This is a genomic window from Streptomyces luteolifulvus (assembly GCF_008806595.1).
GTDB classification, from domain to species: Bacteria; Actinomycetota; Actinomycetes; order Streptomycetales; family Streptomycetaceae; genus Streptomyces; species Streptomyces luteolifulvus.
Map to the genome: position 1 here is coordinate 306,625 of NZ_VZRB01000006.1, position 14,359 is coordinate 320,983.

The window sequence follows — 14,359 nt, forward strand, 5'->3', positions numbered from 1 at the left end:
GGCGCCCGCCCTCCCGGATGCGTCAGCCCCGCTTGGAGTTGGGCTCGGCCGGGGTGTCCTCGGACGCGGACCCGTCCGCCTCGGGGTCGGGCGCTTCCTTGAAGTCGACCTTGCCCATGTGGCGGTTCATCGACTTCATCAGCGCCCATACGGCCAGGGCCATCGCCGCGAAGACGATGAAGCCGAGGACGCCGGGGGTGACCTTGTTCTCGTCCACCTCCTTGGCGAGGGGGACGAGGTGTGTCATTGCCAGGCTTGCGCTTGCGCTCATGTCAGGCATTGTCGCGGATGCCCGCAAAGAGGTCGTCCTCGGGGAGGGAGCTGTCCACGAGTGACTTCGCGAGCTCGTACTCCTCCGTCGGCCAGACCTCCTTCTGGAGCTCCATCGGGACCCGGAACCAGCCGCCGTCGGGGTCGATCTGGGTGGCGTGCGCGATCAGGGCCTTGTCACGGATCTCGAAGAAGTCGGCGCAGGGGATGTGCGTGGTGAGCGTGCGCTCGGTGCGCTGGAACTCGCTCCACCGCTTGAGCCACTCCCCGTAGGGAGAGTCCAGGCCGCGCTCCAGCATGGCGTGGTGCAGTGCCTCGGTGCGCGGGCGGTTGAAGCCCTGGTTGTAGTACAGCTTGAGCGGCTGGTACACGGGGCCGAACTCGGCCTCCGGGTACTTCTCGGTGTCGGAGGCTCCCTCGAACGCCACCATGGAGATCTTGTGGGTCATGATGTGGTCGGGGTGCGGGTAGCCGCCGTTCTCGTCGTACGTCGTGATCACCTGGGGCCGGAACGAGCGGATCTGCTTCACCAGCTCGCCGGCCGCCTTGTCGACGTCCTCCAGGGCGAAGCAGCCGTCGGGCAGCGGCGGCAGCGGGTCGCCCTCGGGCAGGCCGGAGTCGACGAAGCCGAGCCACTCCTGCCCGACGCCGAGGATCTCGCGGGCCTCGTCCATCTCCTTCTTGCGTACCTCGTGAATGTGCTCCTCGATGTACTTGTCGCCCTGCAGCTTCGGATTGAGGATGGAGCCGCGCTCCCCGCCCGTGCAGGTCACGACCAGCACGTCCACCCCCTCGGACACGTACTTCGCCATGGTGGCCGCGCCCTTGCTCGACTCGTCGTCGGGGTGGGCGTGCACGGCCATCAGTCGCAGCTGGTCAGTCAAGACTCAATCCTCGTAGTCGGCGCCCGGTGTGAGCCGGTGCGATCGGCGGCTTCTATAGTGACCGAATCGGGGGGCGATTAATTCCGGGGTCCTGCCCCAGGCCGAGAGGACGATCATGACGACGGCGAGCACGCGTCCGCCCGAGGGCCGTTACGGCCGTTCCTCGGACGCGCGCGCGGACCGCACGCTGAAGGTCGTCGGTGCCGTCCTCGCGGCGGCGCTTCTCGCTCTGGTCGGCTACTTCGCCTACCACTACGTCGGCCAGAACAAGATCAGCGCCGAGGTGATCACGTTCGATCCGTCGACGGACGCGGTGAAGGTGCATCTGGAGGTCCGCAAGGACGCCGGCGTCAGCGGATACTGCACGCTGCGGTCCCAGGCGGAGAACGGTGCCGAGGTGGGCCGGGCCGACTTCCGCTTCGAGGGGCCCGCGACACGCATCGACAAGGTCGTCACGCTCCGCACCACCTCGGCGGGCACGACGGCCGAACTGCTCGGCTGCCACGCCGACTGACGTCGCTCCGAATGCGTGGGTGCTGACCTGCGTCAATGAAATTCTGGTGGCTTATGTCCTCCCCCTTCCGCCCCTGAATTGTTAGGCTCGTGGTTTCGCCCATCCGAGAAGGAACATTCTTCTGGGTAGGGCGATGCTTTGTATTCCCAGTACCTACGAGGAGCACCTGTGACCCAGACCAGCGAGAACGTCACCTGGCTGACCCAGGAGGCGTACAACAAGCTCAAGAACGAGCTTGCGCACCTTACTGGTCCTGCGCGCACGGAGATCGCCGCCAAGATCGCGGCCGCGCGCGAGGAGGGCGACCTGCGTGAGAACGGCGGGTACCACGCGGCCAAGGAGGAGCAGGGCAAGCAGGAGCTCCGTGTGCGCCAGCTGACCCAGCTCCTGGAGAACGCCCAGGTCGGTGAGGCGCCGGCCTCGGCGGACGGTGCGGTCGCGCCCGGCATGGTCGTGACGATCGCCTTCGACGGCGACGAGGACGACACGCTGACGTTCCTGCTCGCCTCCCGCGAGTACGCCAGCGCCGACATCGAGACCTACTCGCCGCAGTCGCCGCTGGGCGCCGGCGTGATCGGCCACAAGGTCGGCGAGGACGCGGAGTACGAGCTGCCCAACGGCAAGAAGGCCTCGGTGACGATCCTCAAGGCCGAGCCGTACACCAGCTGATCCCGTCCGGCATGTCCTTTGACCGGCCCCCGGCGTCCCCGAGACGCCGGGGGCACTGTCATGCCGTCGCGGACCGGTACTTCCGCACCGCCAGCGTCCTGAATATGACGATGATCAGGACCGAGTAGATCAGCGAGGCCCACACGGGGTGCTCCATGGGCCAGGCGTCCGAGGGCGAGACCCCGGGGTTGCCGAAGAGCACACGGCAGGCCTGGACCGTCGCGCTGAACGGGTTCCAGTCGGCGACGTGCTGCAGCCAGGGCGTCATCCTGCTGGAGTCCACGAACGCGTTCGAGATGAACGTGACCGGGAACAGCCAGATCAGTCCGCCCGAGGTGGCCGCCTCCGGGGTGCGCACGGACAGGCCGATCAGCGCGCCGACCCAGGTGAAGGCATAGCCCAGCAGGAGCAGCAGCCCGAAGGCGCCGAGCACCTCACCGAAGTTGGTGTGGGTGCGCCAGCCGACCAGCAGGGCGACCACGGCCAGCACGAACAGGGTGAGCGCCGTCTGCACCAGGTCGGCGAGGGTGCGCCCGGTCAGCACCGCGCCGCGGGCCATGGGCAGCGAGCGGAAGCGGTCGATCAGGCCCTTGTGCATGTCGTCGGCGATGCCCGCGCCCGCCCCCGCGGTGGCGAAGGTGACGGTCTGCGCGAAGATGCCGGCCATCAGGAACTCGCGGTAGACGGCGGGGTCGGTGGTGCCGCCGATGTTCATGGAGCCGCCGAACACATAGCTGAACAGCACCACGAACATGATCGGCTGGATGAGCCCGAAGATGACCATCTCCGGGATCCGCGACATACGGATCAGGTTGCGTTTCGCGACGACCAGCGAGTCGCGGACGGACTGGGTGACGGGGTTGCCGGGCGCGGCGATCCGCACGGCATCGGTCACGGCACTCACTTGGCGGTCTCCTTCTTGTGCCGGCGGTCCTTGGCGGCCGCGCCGGCCGCCGCGCCGGGCTCCTCGTCCTTCACCTCGGCCACATGGCCGGTCAGGGACAGGAAGACGTCGTCCAGGGTCGGGCGGCGCAGCCCGATGTCGTCTATCTCGATGCCGCGGGCGTCCAGCTCGCGGATGACCTCGGCCAGCAGCTTGGCGCCGCCGGTGACGGGGACGGTGAGCATGCGGGTGTGATCCTCGATGGAGGTGTCGCCCTTGCCGAACCCGGCCAGCACCTCGGCGGCGGTCGGGATGTGTTCGCGGTCGTGGACGACGACCTCGACGCGCTCGCCTCCGGTGCGGGCCTTGAGCTGGTCGGAGGTGCCGCGGGCGATGACACGGCCGTGGTCGACGACCGCGATGTCGTGCGCGAGGTGGTCGGCCTCTTCGAGGTACTGGGTGGTCAGCAGCAGGGTCGTACCGCCGGAGACCAGCTGTTTGATGACCTCCCACAGCTGCTGGCGGTTGCGGGGGTCGAGGCCGGTCGTCGGTTCGTCCATGAACATCACGGGCGGGGAGACGACCAGGGCCGCGGCCAGGTCGAGGCGGCGGCGCATGCCTCCGGAGTAGGTCTTGGCGGTGCGGTCGGCGGCGTCCGCGAGGTTGAACTGCTCCAGCAGTTCGTCGGCCCGGACCTTCGCCTCCTTCGCCTTCATCTGGTAGAGCTGCCCGACCATCTGCAGGTTCTCGCGGCCGGTCAGGTATTCGTCGACGGCGGCGAACTGGCCGGACAGGCCGATGGAGCGGCGTACCTCGTTGGGGTGCCTGAGCACGTCGAGGCCGGCGACGACCGCCTTGCCGCTGTCGGGGCGCAGCAGGGTCGTCAGACAGCGGACCGTCGTCGTCTTGCCCGCGCCGTTCGGCCCGAGCAGGCCCAGCACGGTGCCCTCGGGCACATCGAGGTCGACGCCGTCCAGAGCCCTTACGTCGCCGAAGGTCTTGACGAGACCTTCGGCATAGATGGCGCCTGGCATGTGAGTCTCCACGTCTTCGGGGTTGGTCGTGGTCGGGGTGGTCGTGGTCGGGATGGTCGTCATGAGACGCGACGAACACTAACGCGATGTATCGCGTCTCTCAACGGAATTTTCCGAACGAGTGACGAAACAAGTGACGAACAGGCCCTGACCTCAGTCGATGACCTTGTAACCCGCCTCGCGGAGGGCCTGGCCGACCTCGGCGCAGTGCGCCGCGCCCTTCGTCTCCAGATGCAGCTCGACCTCCGCCTCCGTGAGCCCGAGCCGTGGGTCGGTCCGTACGTGGCTCACATCGAGGACGTTAGCGTCCACCACTGACAACACCCCGAGCAGCGTAGCGAGGGCGCCCGGCCGGTCCGTCAGCCGCAGACGTACGGCCAGGTAGCGGCCCTGCGCCGCCATGCCGTGCCGCAGGATGCGCTGGAGCAGCAGCGGGTCGACGTTGCCGCCGGACAGTACCGCCACGACCGGCCCCTCGACGGATCCGGGGTCGCTCAGCAGCGCCGCGACCGGACTCGCGCCGGCGGGCTCGACGACCAGCTTGGCCCGCTCCAGGCACAGCAGCAGCGCGGTGGACAGCTCGTCCTCGGTCACCGTGCGCACCTCGTCCACCAGGTCGCCGATGATCCCGAACGGTACGTCGCCGGGCCGCCCCACCCTGATTCCGTCGGCCATGGTCGCCGGGTTGTCGACCGACACCGGCCGCCCGGCGGCCAGCGAGGGCGGGTACGCGGCCGCGCCCGCCGCCTGCACACCCACGATCCGCACGTCCGGCCTGAGCGCCTTCACCGCGACCGCGATACCGGCCGCGAGCCCTCCCCCGCCGATGCCCACGACGATCGTGCGCACCTCCGGGCACTGCTCCAGGATCTCCAGTCCGACCGTGCCCTGGCCCGCGATGATGTCGGCGTGGTCGAAGGGGTGGATGAACACCGCGCCCGTCTCGGCCGCGTACTCCTGCGCGGCGGCCAGCGTCTCGTCGACCACCTGGCCGTGCAGGCGCACCTCGGCGCCGTACTCCTGTGTGGCGCTGATCTTCGGCAGCGGGGCGCCCTGCGGCATGAACACGGTGGAACGCACCCCGAGCAGCGCGGACGCCAGCGCCACGCCCTGCGCGTGGTTGCCCGCGCTCGCGGCGACGACTCCGGCGGCCCGCTCCTCGGGCAGCAGGCAGGCGATACGGACGTACGCGCCGCGCAGCTTGAACGATCCCGTCCGCTGCAGGTTCTCGCACTTGAAGTGCACCGGGGCGCCGACCAGCTGGGACAGGTGCCGGCTGCCCTCCATGGCGGTCATCCGCGCCACGCCCGCGAGCATCTTCTGAGCGCCGCGCACGTCGTCGAGGGTGACCGGCGGCGGGGGGTGGGCCGTGCGGTGGTTCATGGCTCAAGTCTCGCAGTTCACTCGCCGCGACCGCGGCTGTGACCAACCTCCGAGACCGGTTTCCTCAGCGCCGGTACGGCCCGCCCCCCGGCCGCGTACCCTGTCCCCCAACCCAGGACCCCCTTCATGAAGCGAGCCCCCGGCCATGCCCACAACACCTGAAATGTCGATGGACATGACGACCGTCGGTGACACCGGTCTCCTCGACACCCTGCAGCACGAGGTGGCGGTGTTCGCCCGCCGTGCCGAACAGACCCGGCTCGGCGGGGTGGGGCAGGTGCGCAACTCCATGGACCGGGCCGCATACCTGCTGCTCAACCGCCTCGACAACGAAGGACCGATGGGCGTCAAGGCGCTCGCCGCGAGCATGAGGATCGACTCGTCCACGGTCACCCGGCAGGTGGCTCCGCTCGTCGACACCGGACTCGTCAAGCGCACCTCGCACCCCGAGGACGGGCGGGCCGTGGTGCTCCAGCTCTCCCCGCGCGGGCAGTCGCGCCTGGAGGAAGTGCGGTCGTCCAGGCGTCAGTTGATGGCCGAGCTGACCCACGACTGGGCGCCGCAGGAGCGCGAGGCCTTCTGCACGCTCCTCACACGCTTCAATACCGCCCTGTCGGCCCGCATGGCCGTCCAGGGGCTGCCGGGAGCGGACGCGCCGTCGCCGACCTGAGCGTCGCCACACGCGCGTGGAGCGGTGGAGGTCGGTCCCGGGCGGGACGCCACCGGTGCGTGCGTGGCTCTTGACCGAAAGGGCACCCCTGGCCTCATATGAGATCGGGATCCCTGTCGCAGGCGGCCCGAGCGTTTCCGGACGCGGCCGGGTCCCGCATCCTCAGGGTCGCCCTCAGGCAGGAGGCGCGGTGCGACAACGGCAAGCGTCCCAAGGCGCCCGCCGGGCCCGGGAGTTCGAGGCGTTCGTCGCGGGCGCTGCCGGGCGGTTGCTGCATGCCGCCACGCTGCTGACGGCGGAGACACCGGACGACAATCCGCGCGCGCGGCGCCTGCTGACGCTGTCCCTGGCCCACACGTACGCGTCCTGGGACCGGCTGCGCGGCGAGGACCCGTACGACCGTGCCCGCCAGTATCTGGCCACCCGGTTCGCGCGCGGGGCGTGGCACCAGTACGGCGGCCTCGGCCGGGCCCGCCCGCACCCCGGCAGTCCGCTGGCCGCGCTCACCCCTCAGGAGCGCCTGATCCTCGTTCTCAGGTTCTTCGAGGGCGTCGCCGAGGAGCAGGCGGCGGCTCTGCTCGGCCTGCCCGCCGAACGCGTCCACGCGATCTGCGACCGGGCGACGGCCACACTGCTGCATCCCCCGCGGGGACCGGCACCGGCGCCGATGGGCGCGAAGGCGGTGACGTCGTGAACCGGCCCGAGCGGGAGGCCGCCGCGCGGCGGATCATGGAACGGACGCAGCCGGCCGTCCCGCCCGACCTGTACGCGGACGTCGTACGGCGTGGCGGCCGCATGCTGCGTCGCAGAACCGTCGCACGCCGTCTGATGTGGCTGCTGCTGTTCGCCGCGTCGGTGACCTTCCTGGTGTGGGCGCTGATGGCCCACCCCTGGGTGGAGCCGCCCTCGGACACGACCCCACCGCTCACGAACTGGTGATCCGGCGCCGCCCGTGACTACCCGCCGAGCGCCTGCTGCAGATCCTCCAGCAGGTCGTCGACGTTCTCGATGCCCACGGAGAGGCGTACGAGATCGGCCGGGACCTCGAGGGCCGAGCCGGCCGCCGACGCGTGCGTCATGCGTCCGGGGTGCTCGATGAGGGACTCGACGCCGCCGAGCGACTCTCCGAGCGTGAAGACCTTGGCGCGGTTGCAGACCTCGACGGCCGCCTCCTCGCCGCCCTCGACCTGGAAGGAGACCATGCCGCCGAACGCCCGCATCTGCTTGGCGGCGACCTCGTGACCGGGGTGCTCGGACAGACCCGGGTACAGCACACGCGTCACGCGCGCGTGCCGGGTGAGCATGTCGGCGACCTTGGTGGCGTTCTCGCTGTGCCGGTCCATGCGCACCGAGAGCGTCTTGGTGCCGCGCAGCACCAGCCAGGAGTCGAAGGGCCCGGCGACCGCGCCCATCGCGTTCTGGTGGTACGCCAGTTCCTCGCCGAGCGCCGGGTCGCTGACGATCAGCGCGCCGCCGACGACGTCCGAGTGGCCGCCCATGTACTTCGTCAGGGAGTGCACGACGGCGTCCGCACCGAGGGACAGCGGCTGCTGCAGGTACGGCGTGGCAAAGGTGTTGTCGACGACCAGCCGGGCGCCCGCGTCGTGCGCGATCTGCGCGACGGCGGCGATGTCGGTGATGCCGAGCAGCGGGTTGGAGGGGGTCTCCACCCACACGGCCTTGGTCTTCGGGGTGATCGCGGCCCGTACGGCGGCGGGATCGCTGGTGTCGGCGACCGACCACTCGACCCCCCACCGGGAGACGACCTTCGCGAACAGACGGAACGTTCCGCCGTACGCGTCGTTGGGGATGACGACGTGGTCGCCGGGGCTGAGCAGCGTACGCAGCAGGCAGTCCTCGGCCGCCAGCCCGGACGCGAACGCGAGGCCACGGCGGCCGCCCTCCAGCGCCGCGAGGTTCTCTTCCAGGGCGGTCCTGGTCGGGTTGGCGCTACGGCTGTACTCATAGCCGCCCCGCAGGCCGCCGACGCCGTCCTGCTTGTAGGTCGAGACCTGGTAGATCGGCGGGACGACCGCGCCGGTGAGGGGATCGGCGGTGTTGCCCGCGTGGATCGCGAGGGTCTCGAAGTGCTGACTGATCTGCCTGTCGCTCATGGGCACCGAGGGTAGTGCGCCCCGGGGAGCCGCGCCGTACGGCCGTGGGACGCGGGAGAACGGAGGGGCGGGTTCCCGTCGCCCCACGGGACGACGACGGCGGTTTTCCGGGCACACCGACGGTTTTCCACAGGTGTCCGCGACCAGGTTGGCCAATTGTCGGCACCGTCTGGTTCGCTTGAGGCATGGAGATTCTCTGGGTCCTGATGGCACTGGTCATGCTCGGCTTCGTGCTGCTTCCGTTCCTGCGGCGCAGGCGCGGCATGATCGAACAGGTGCCGCCGGGCCACCCGGACGCCGCGGACCCGGCGAACTACGGGTTCGTCCGGCAGGAGGAGCTGGACATCCGCATGCCCGGCCCCGACCAGGACCTGCTGGACGTCCTCGACCTGGTGCAGCACACCCAGGACTACCGGGCGGCCTCGCAGCTCCTTTCGGGCACGGAGAGCGAGGGCGAGCTGCGCTGGCAGCGTGTGCAGGCCTTCGCCGGCGCCGCGTCCCTGGAACTGCAGCAGCGGCCCGGCGGGGTCAGCGAGACGCCCGGGGGCCAGTGGCTGCGGGTGTGGCGGGCCGAGGCACCCAAGGACGCGGGCGGCGCGGCCGTCCACGCGGAGTTCCTGGTGCAGCAGGCGTGGCGGACGTCGACGCCGGGCACGGACGAGTTCCGGATCATCATGGAGGAGGCCAGGTCGGCGTGCGCCGACGCGGCGCTGCTGGCTCCCGGTGACCCGATCCCGTACATCGTCGAACTGTCGGTGGCCCGTGGACTCGCCTACACGCAGGCCGAGTTCGAGCAGCTGTGGCTGCAGATCCTGGACCGCGCCCCGGCCCATATGGGAGCGCATCTGGCCGCCCTGCACTACTGGTGCGAGAAGTGGCACGGCTCGCGCGCGCAGGCCACGTCGTTCGCGGAGGCCGCCGCCGCCCGCGCGCCCCAGGGCTCCCCGCTCGCCGCGATGCCGCTGTTCTCGGTCTTCGAGCACCTGCCCGAGGTGAACCTGGTCAGCAGCTTCTACCAGAGCGAGGTCGTCACCAAGGCGATCCACGGCGCGCTGCACGCCGTGCACTCGGCCCGCCCCGACGACCCGATGCTGGCGCACGTCCGCCACCTCCTGGTCTTCTTCCTGGTCCGCTCCGAGCGCTGGGCGGAGGCCATGAACCAGCTGATAAACGTCGACGGCCATGTGGGCGCCCTCCCCTGGACGCTGAGTGCCGACCCGGCGGCGGAGTTCGCGGTCTACCGCGCGCTCGCGGTCGCGGGCTACGAGGCGAACGGCGGCAGCCCGGCGACGCTGCTGCGCTGAGCGCCTGTGTCATCCCCGGCCGGATCAGCGCATGTCGTCATGGGGGTTCCCCGGCGGGGGCGCGGCCGAGCGTGGGATGCGTCGGCCGGGCCGCCTCCGCGCAGTCGCCGTCAGCCCTCCGTGCGGGCGGGCAGCCGCCATCCCGGGCGCGGGAAGTGGCAGGTGTAGCCGTCCGGGTAACGCTGCAGGTAGTCCTGGTGCTCGGGCTCGGCCTCCCAGAAGGGGCCGACCGGCTCCACCTCGGTGACGACCTTGCCCGGCCAGAGTCCGGAGGCGTTCACATCAGCGATCGTGTCCTCGGCGATCCGCTTCTGCTCGTCGTCCGTGTAGTAGATCGCCGAACGGTAGCTGAGGCCGATGTCGTTGCCCTGGCGGTTCTTGGTGCTCGGGTCGTGGATCTGGAAGAAGAACTCCAGGATCGCGCGGTAGCCGGTCTTCTCGGGGTCGAAAAGGATCTCAATGGCCTCCGCGTGCGTGCCGTGGTTACGGTACGTCGCGTTCGGCACGTCACCCCCGGTGTATCCGACCCGGGTCGCCGTCACACCCGGAAGGCGGCGGATCAGCTCCTCCATCCCCCAGAAGCATCCGCCCGCCAACACGGCCCTCTGCGTCTGCGCAGCCATTACGGCCCCTCCAATACTTCTCGGCTTGCTCGACTCGGCCTACTCGGCCAACCCCACAGGCCTCCGATACCCACCCTCCTCAACGCGTGAGGGTTCCTGGCGATTCCGGGCCCGTCCAGTCGGCCCTGGTGTACGCGAGAACCACCAGGAACGGGTCCCTGACCACGTATGGCAAGGTATGCCGACGACTCACGCCGGCCGGGCCCGTGCGGGACTCCGGCACGGCTGTTGTCCGGGTACGGGGACCCTGTGGCGCCAAAGGAGCCGGACAGCCGCAAGCCGTGCGGGGCAGTCCCGTACGGCTCACGCCCGACCTCTCAGGAGTACGCCCGTGAACGGAAAGCGCCGCAGACTCTTCCTGGCCGCCGTCGACCCCATGCTCGAGTCCGGGGAGCAGGTTGAGGTGGCGACGATCGTGAACCTGAGTTCCGTCACCGTGCGCCGGACGGCGGCGTTCGCGGCAGCCTCTGCAATCCTGAGCGGCGGTGGAATGGCCGTGATCCCGGCGCCGACCCCCATGTACCTGGCGATGACCGACCGCCGCATCTTCATCTTCCGCGCGAACCCGACGTTCGCCCGGCCGGAAGAACACCTGATGACGATCCCGCGCGCCGGTCTCGTCCGCTCGGAGATCAAGGAGCGGATACTCAACTCCTCGTTCGTCATCTCCTCGGTGGACAGTGAGCAGGGACTGAAGATCATCTTCCCGCTGATCGGCCGCAAGGAGCGGAACGAGATGGCGGCCGCCTTGCCTCTGGCCGACCAACGGGCTTAACGATCCGGAGTTCCGGACGCCGGCTGCCCGCCGCCCGTGGGCTCGAACCCCGCCAGCATCTGCTCCAGCGCTGCCTGGTCCGGCCCCGTGAACGCCGGGGCCCCAGCCGCCGAACCCAGTCTGTCGATCATCGTCCCGGTGATTCCCGGTGCCGGGGGCAGGTGCGTGGAGAGGATGAGCTCCGGCTCCCTCTCCCGTAGAGGCTGGAAGCTGCCACGGAACTTCTGGGCGTCCACGTTCTGCACCCATGGACTGTCGACCGTGGCCCACAGCAGCTGCGCGGCCCGCAATTCCTCGTCGCCGACCGCACCGACGTCATCGGCTCGTGCCAACTCGGCGCTGGACATCGGCCCACCGAAGCAGTCGGAGCTGAAGCAGACCCCCGTCCGGTCGTCGAAGAAGCCGACCGTGCCCGGGTTGTCGTACAGCGGTGGTCTGAACGCCGTGAGGGTCCGGTCGCCGACATCCATGGTTTGCCCCGGGTTGATCAGATGGAGGCGATCGAGCGGCAACGGCCGCTCACAGGACATGAGCCCCACAGAAAGGAACGTGGCCACCACACGAGCCTCCGGCGCCGCGGCCAGCAGATCGAAGATTCCGCCTGTGTGATCCCGGTCCGGATGCGTGAGCCAGATCCACCGCACGTCGGCGGGATCCATCACGGATCCGACCGTCTCCAGGAAGTTCCGGTCGGGCAGCCCGAGCCCGGTGTCGACGACGACGGGCTGGGAGGCGAACAGCACGAAGGCGTTCACCGGGAGGTGCCCGATCCCCGGCACCTCGAGGCTGTCATTCAGGACGCTGATGTCCGGGCGGACCTTGTGAACCGGCATGACGTCTCCCACGCCCCCAAGATGGTGATCGCCGCGGCCCAGAAGTCCATCGTCGCTCTTCCTCGCCGATGCCGCATCCGGCACCTTTCCGTACTCGTTGCGGCGCCGCAGCCTGAAGGGCCGGCCATCCGAATCGACGACGAGGCGATGCGGAGGCGTCGGTCACGGTCGGGAAACCGTCCAACGCACGTTGCACGCTGCATGACGCCCCCCTTCTGCTGCCGGCGGTGCCCACGGCGCAGGCCGGGCAACGTCACCGAACTGCCGCAGTCGAACAGGGGAACATCCGCCGGTAGTCGCTCGGCGACACCCCGACCTGCTTGAGGAAGTGGTGCCGAAGGTTGTTCGCCGTGCCGAGGCCGCTCAGCTCCCCGACCTTCTCGACCGGGAGGTCCGTGGACTCCAGCAGCATCCGCGCCCGTCCCAGCCGCTGCTCGAGGAGCCACCGAAGGGGAGTCGTCCCCGTGGCGGCCCTAAGGCGTCGGTAGAACGTCCGCGGACTCATCGCCGCTCTCCGTGCCAGCTCGTCGACCGTCAACGGCTGGTCCAGGTGGGCGCGGGCCCATTCCAGTACCGGCGCGAGTCCCTGGTCGTCGGTCTCCGGTACCGACAGGTCGATGAACTGTGCCTGGCCGCCGGGACGGTGCGCGGGAACGACCATCCGGCGCGCCAGCTGGTTGGCGACGTGCGCACCGAGGTCGCGCCGCACCAGATGCAGGCACAGGTCGAGACCGGCGGTGAGCCCGGCGCTGGTGAGTACGTCGCCGTCGTCCACGTACAGCACGGAGTCGTCGACGTGGATCTTCGGGTAACGCTCGGCCAGTTGCGCGGTGTGCATCCAATGGGCCGTGGCACGGCGTCCGTCGAGCAGCCCGGCCTCGGCGAGCGCGAAGGCGCCGGTGCACAGGGAGACCATGCGGGCACCCGCGTCGTAAGCGCCGCGCAGGGCGGTGATCAGGTCCGGCGGCAGCGGTGTGCCCTCGTCCACGCATGAGTCGGGTACTGAGGGCACGATCACGGTGTCGGCGTCGGCGAGGTCGTCGAGCCCGTAGCTCGTCCGCAGTGAGAGGCCCGTTCCCGACACCGCGCCGTCCTGCGCACGGTCTTCGGCGCTGCACAAACGCAACTCGTACCAGACGTCTGCCAGGTCGGGCTGCGGCGTGCCGAAGACGGTGCACGGAATGCTCAACTCGTAGAGATCCCACGAGGGGACGGCCAACTCCTCGGTCACGACGACGGCGACAGATCCGGCACCCATGCTCCCGAATGGTATGGCAGGAAATTGGTGGCAGCCGTCACGGGTGTCACTGTCCTCGTTCGCCGGGCGCTGCGAGCGTGATCAGTACGTGATCGACCAACACGTACCGATCTAAAAGGAGTTGTGACATGAATGGCGACCGACAGGCCATTACCGTCATGGGGCTGGGCTCGATGGGCTCGGCGCTCGCGGCGACCCTGCTGGACAGTGGCCATCCGCTCACCGTGTGGAACCGCTCGGTGTCCAAAGCGCAGCCGCTGGCCGACCGTGGTGCCCGACTGGCCGCGACCCCCGAGGAGGCGATTTCGGCGAGCCCGCTCATCATCACCTGCGTGCTGGACTACGACGCCCTGCACTCCGTCCTCGACCCGGTCGCCGACGCTCTCACGGGGAAGGCCCTGGTCAACCTCACTTCCGGCTCGCCGGAGCAGGCCCAAGAGGCGGTCACCTGGGCCCGGTCCCACGGCATCGACTACGTCGACGGCGCGATCATGACCACCCCGCCCGGCGTGGGGAGCCCCGAGATGATGTTCCTCTACAGCGGCTCGCCCGCCGCGTTCGAAACCCACCGTCCGACCCTGGCGGCCCTGGGCGATCCCCTGTACCTGGGCTCCGACCCCGGCCTGGCCTCCCTGTACGACGCGGCGCTCCTCGGCTTGATGTGGTCGACCATGACCGGCTGGCTGCACGGTGCCGCGCTGGTCGGCGCGGAGCAGACACCGGCCACGGAGTTCACCCCCGTCGCAGTCCGCTGGCTGACGGCGGTGGCCGGGTTCCTGACCACCTACGCGGTCCAAGTGGACGCCGGTCGCTACCCGGGAGACGACGCAACCGTCGATGTGCAGATCGCTGCCATCGACCACCTCATCCACGCCGCGGCACTCCGAGGCGTCGACAACGCCCTGCCCGAACTGCTGAGGACCGCGATGCAGCGGGCGAAGGCCGCAGGCCACGGCTCCGACAGTTACGCCAGTCTGATCGAGGTGCTGAGGATCCCGATGCAGGGCACGCCTGCCGGACTCTCCCCGACCAGGCCCCGACGTGACGACGCAGTGTAAGAACAATGAACCCGGCGTCTGCACGTCCAAGCACGCAAGGGGCACATGGCAGCACAGGCTGGCCGGGACGGGGTCAGGCGCCAGGTG

The 14,359-nt window shown here is 69.7% G+C and carries 17 protein-coding genes; 8 read left to right on the forward strand and 9 right to left on the reverse strand.

Annotation, left to right across the window (positions count from 1 at the left end):
* Positions 1-22: 22 nt before the first annotated feature.
* Positions 23-280 (reverse strand): hypothetical protein, encoded by a 258-nt coding sequence (locus F7R91_RS41970; RefSeq protein ID WP_191971451.1) that lies wholly within the window; start codon positions 278-280, stop codon positions 23-25.
* Entirely contained in the window at positions 273-1,133 is an 861-nt protein-coding gene (gene mca, locus F7R91_RS11895) for a mycothiol conjugate amidase Mca (protein WP_191971458.1), read from the reverse strand. Before mca ends, F7R91_RS41970 begins: the two co-directional genes overlap by 8 nt.
* A 136-nt stretch (positions 1,134-1,269) precedes the next feature.
* Between mca and F7R91_RS11900 the strand changes: the two genes are divergently transcribed.
* Both F7R91_RS11900 and greA read left to right on the forward strand, forming a co-directional pair.
* Positions 1,270-1,668, forward strand: coding sequence for a DUF4307 domain-containing protein (locus F7R91_RS11900; protein ID WP_150947411.1), 399 nt, complete (start codon positions 1,270-1,272; stop codon positions 1,666-1,668).
* 168 nt (positions 1,669-1,836) lie between these two features.
* Positions 1,837-2,337 (forward strand): transcription elongation factor GreA, encoded by a 501-nt coding sequence (gene greA, locus F7R91_RS11905; RefSeq protein ID WP_150947413.1) that lies wholly within the window; start codon positions 1,837-1,839, stop codon positions 2,335-2,337.
* A gap of 58 nt (positions 2,338-2,395) precedes the next feature.
* Here greA and F7R91_RS11910 read toward each other — a convergent pair whose 3' ends face one another.
* The 3 genes from F7R91_RS11910 to ilvA form a co-directional block, all read right to left on the reverse strand.
* Positions 2,396-3,241 carry an ABC transporter permease gene (locus F7R91_RS11910; protein ID WP_150947415.1) on the reverse strand — a complete coding sequence of 282 codons (846 nt, stop codon included), beginning with the start codon at positions 3,239-3,241 and terminating at the stop codon, positions 2,396-2,398.
* On the reverse strand, positions 3,238-4,254 hold the full coding sequence (locus F7R91_RS11915) for an ATP-binding cassette domain-containing protein (RefSeq protein WP_150947416.1): 1,017 nt from the start codon (positions 4,252-4,254) through the stop codon (positions 3,238-3,240). Before F7R91_RS11915 ends, F7R91_RS11910 begins: the two co-directional genes overlap by 4 nt.
* A gap of 153 nt (positions 4,255-4,407) precedes the next feature.
* Positions 4,408-5,637, reverse strand: a complete 1,230-nt coding sequence (gene ilvA / locus F7R91_RS11920) for a threonine ammonia-lyase (RefSeq protein WP_150947418.1) — start codon at positions 5,635-5,637, stop codon at positions 4,408-4,410.
* A 163-nt stretch (positions 5,638-5,800) separates the two neighbouring features.
* On the opposite strand from ilvA, the gene F7R91_RS11925 reads away from it, so the two are divergent.
* The 3 genes from F7R91_RS11925 to F7R91_RS11935 all read left to right on the forward strand — a co-directional run bounded on the left by F7R91_RS11925 (position 5,801) and on the right by F7R91_RS11935 (position 7,246).
* On the forward strand, positions 5,801-6,307 hold the full coding sequence (locus tag F7R91_RS11925; protein WP_191971452.1) for a MarR family winged helix-turn-helix transcriptional regulator: 507 nt from the start codon (positions 5,801-5,803) through the stop codon (positions 6,305-6,307).
* Between the two features lie 190 nt (positions 6,308-6,497).
* The gene (locus F7R91_RS11930; protein ID WP_191971453.1) at positions 6,498-7,001 is read left to right on the forward strand and encodes a sigma factor-like helix-turn-helix DNA-binding protein; all 504 of its coding nucleotides are present in this window, start codon (positions 6,498-6,500) and stop codon (positions 6,999-7,001) included.
* The gene (locus F7R91_RS11935; RefSeq protein ID WP_150947420.1) at positions 6,998-7,246 is read left to right on the forward strand and encodes an amiloride-sensitive sodium channel family protein; all 249 of its coding nucleotides are present in this window, start codon (positions 6,998-7,000) and stop codon (positions 7,244-7,246) included. Before F7R91_RS11930 ends, F7R91_RS11935 begins: the two co-directional genes overlap by 4 nt.
* Before the next feature lie 17 nt (positions 7,247-7,263).
* Here F7R91_RS11935 and F7R91_RS11940 read toward each other — a convergent pair whose 3' ends face one another.
* A complete protein-coding gene (locus tag F7R91_RS11940) occupies positions 7,264-8,421 on the reverse strand; it encodes a cystathionine gamma-synthase (RefSeq protein ID WP_150947422.1) in 1,158 nt (385 codons plus the stop codon).
* Between the two features lie 185 nt (positions 8,422-8,606).
* On the opposite strand from F7R91_RS11940, the gene F7R91_RS11945 reads away from it, so the two are divergent.
* Entirely contained in the window at positions 8,607-9,725 is a 1,119-nt protein-coding gene (locus tag F7R91_RS11945; protein WP_150947424.1) for a hypothetical protein, read from the forward strand.
* Positions 9,726-9,835: 110 nt separating this feature from the next.
* Here F7R91_RS11945 and msrA read toward each other — a convergent pair whose 3' ends face one another.
* Complete coding sequence (gene msrA / locus F7R91_RS11950) at positions 9,836-10,348, reverse strand: peptide-methionine (S)-S-oxide reductase MsrA (RefSeq protein WP_150947427.1); 513 nt, start codon at positions 10,346-10,348, stop codon at positions 9,836-9,838.
* Positions 10,349-10,679: 331 nt separating this feature from the next.
* Here msrA and F7R91_RS11955 point away from each other — a divergent pair, with 331 nt between their 5' ends.
* Positions 10,680-11,123: a hypothetical protein gene (locus F7R91_RS11955; protein ID WP_150947429.1), complete on the forward strand. Its 444-nt coding sequence runs from the start codon at positions 10,680-10,682 to the stop codon at positions 11,121-11,123.
* Here the strand turns inward: F7R91_RS11955 and F7R91_RS11960 are convergent.
* Positions 11,120-11,956 (reverse strand): oxygen-binding di-iron domain-containing protein, encoded by an 837-nt coding sequence (locus F7R91_RS11960; protein WP_150947431.1) that lies wholly within the window; start codon positions 11,954-11,956, stop codon positions 11,120-11,122. The genes F7R91_RS11955 and F7R91_RS11960 overlap by 4 nt on opposite strands.
* A gap of 253 nt (positions 11,957-12,209) precedes the next feature.
* Entirely contained in the window at positions 12,210-13,214 is a 1,005-nt protein-coding gene (locus F7R91_RS11965; protein WP_150947433.1) for a GlxA family transcriptional regulator, read from the reverse strand.
* Positions 13,215-13,342: 128 nt separating this feature from the next.
* Here F7R91_RS11965 and F7R91_RS11970 point away from each other — a divergent pair, with 128 nt between their 5' ends.
* Positions 13,343-14,272 (forward strand): NAD(P)-dependent oxidoreductase, encoded by a 930-nt coding sequence (locus F7R91_RS11970; protein ID WP_150947435.1) that lies wholly within the window; start codon positions 13,343-13,345, stop codon positions 14,270-14,272.
* Positions 14,273-14,359: the final 87 nt, after the last annotated feature.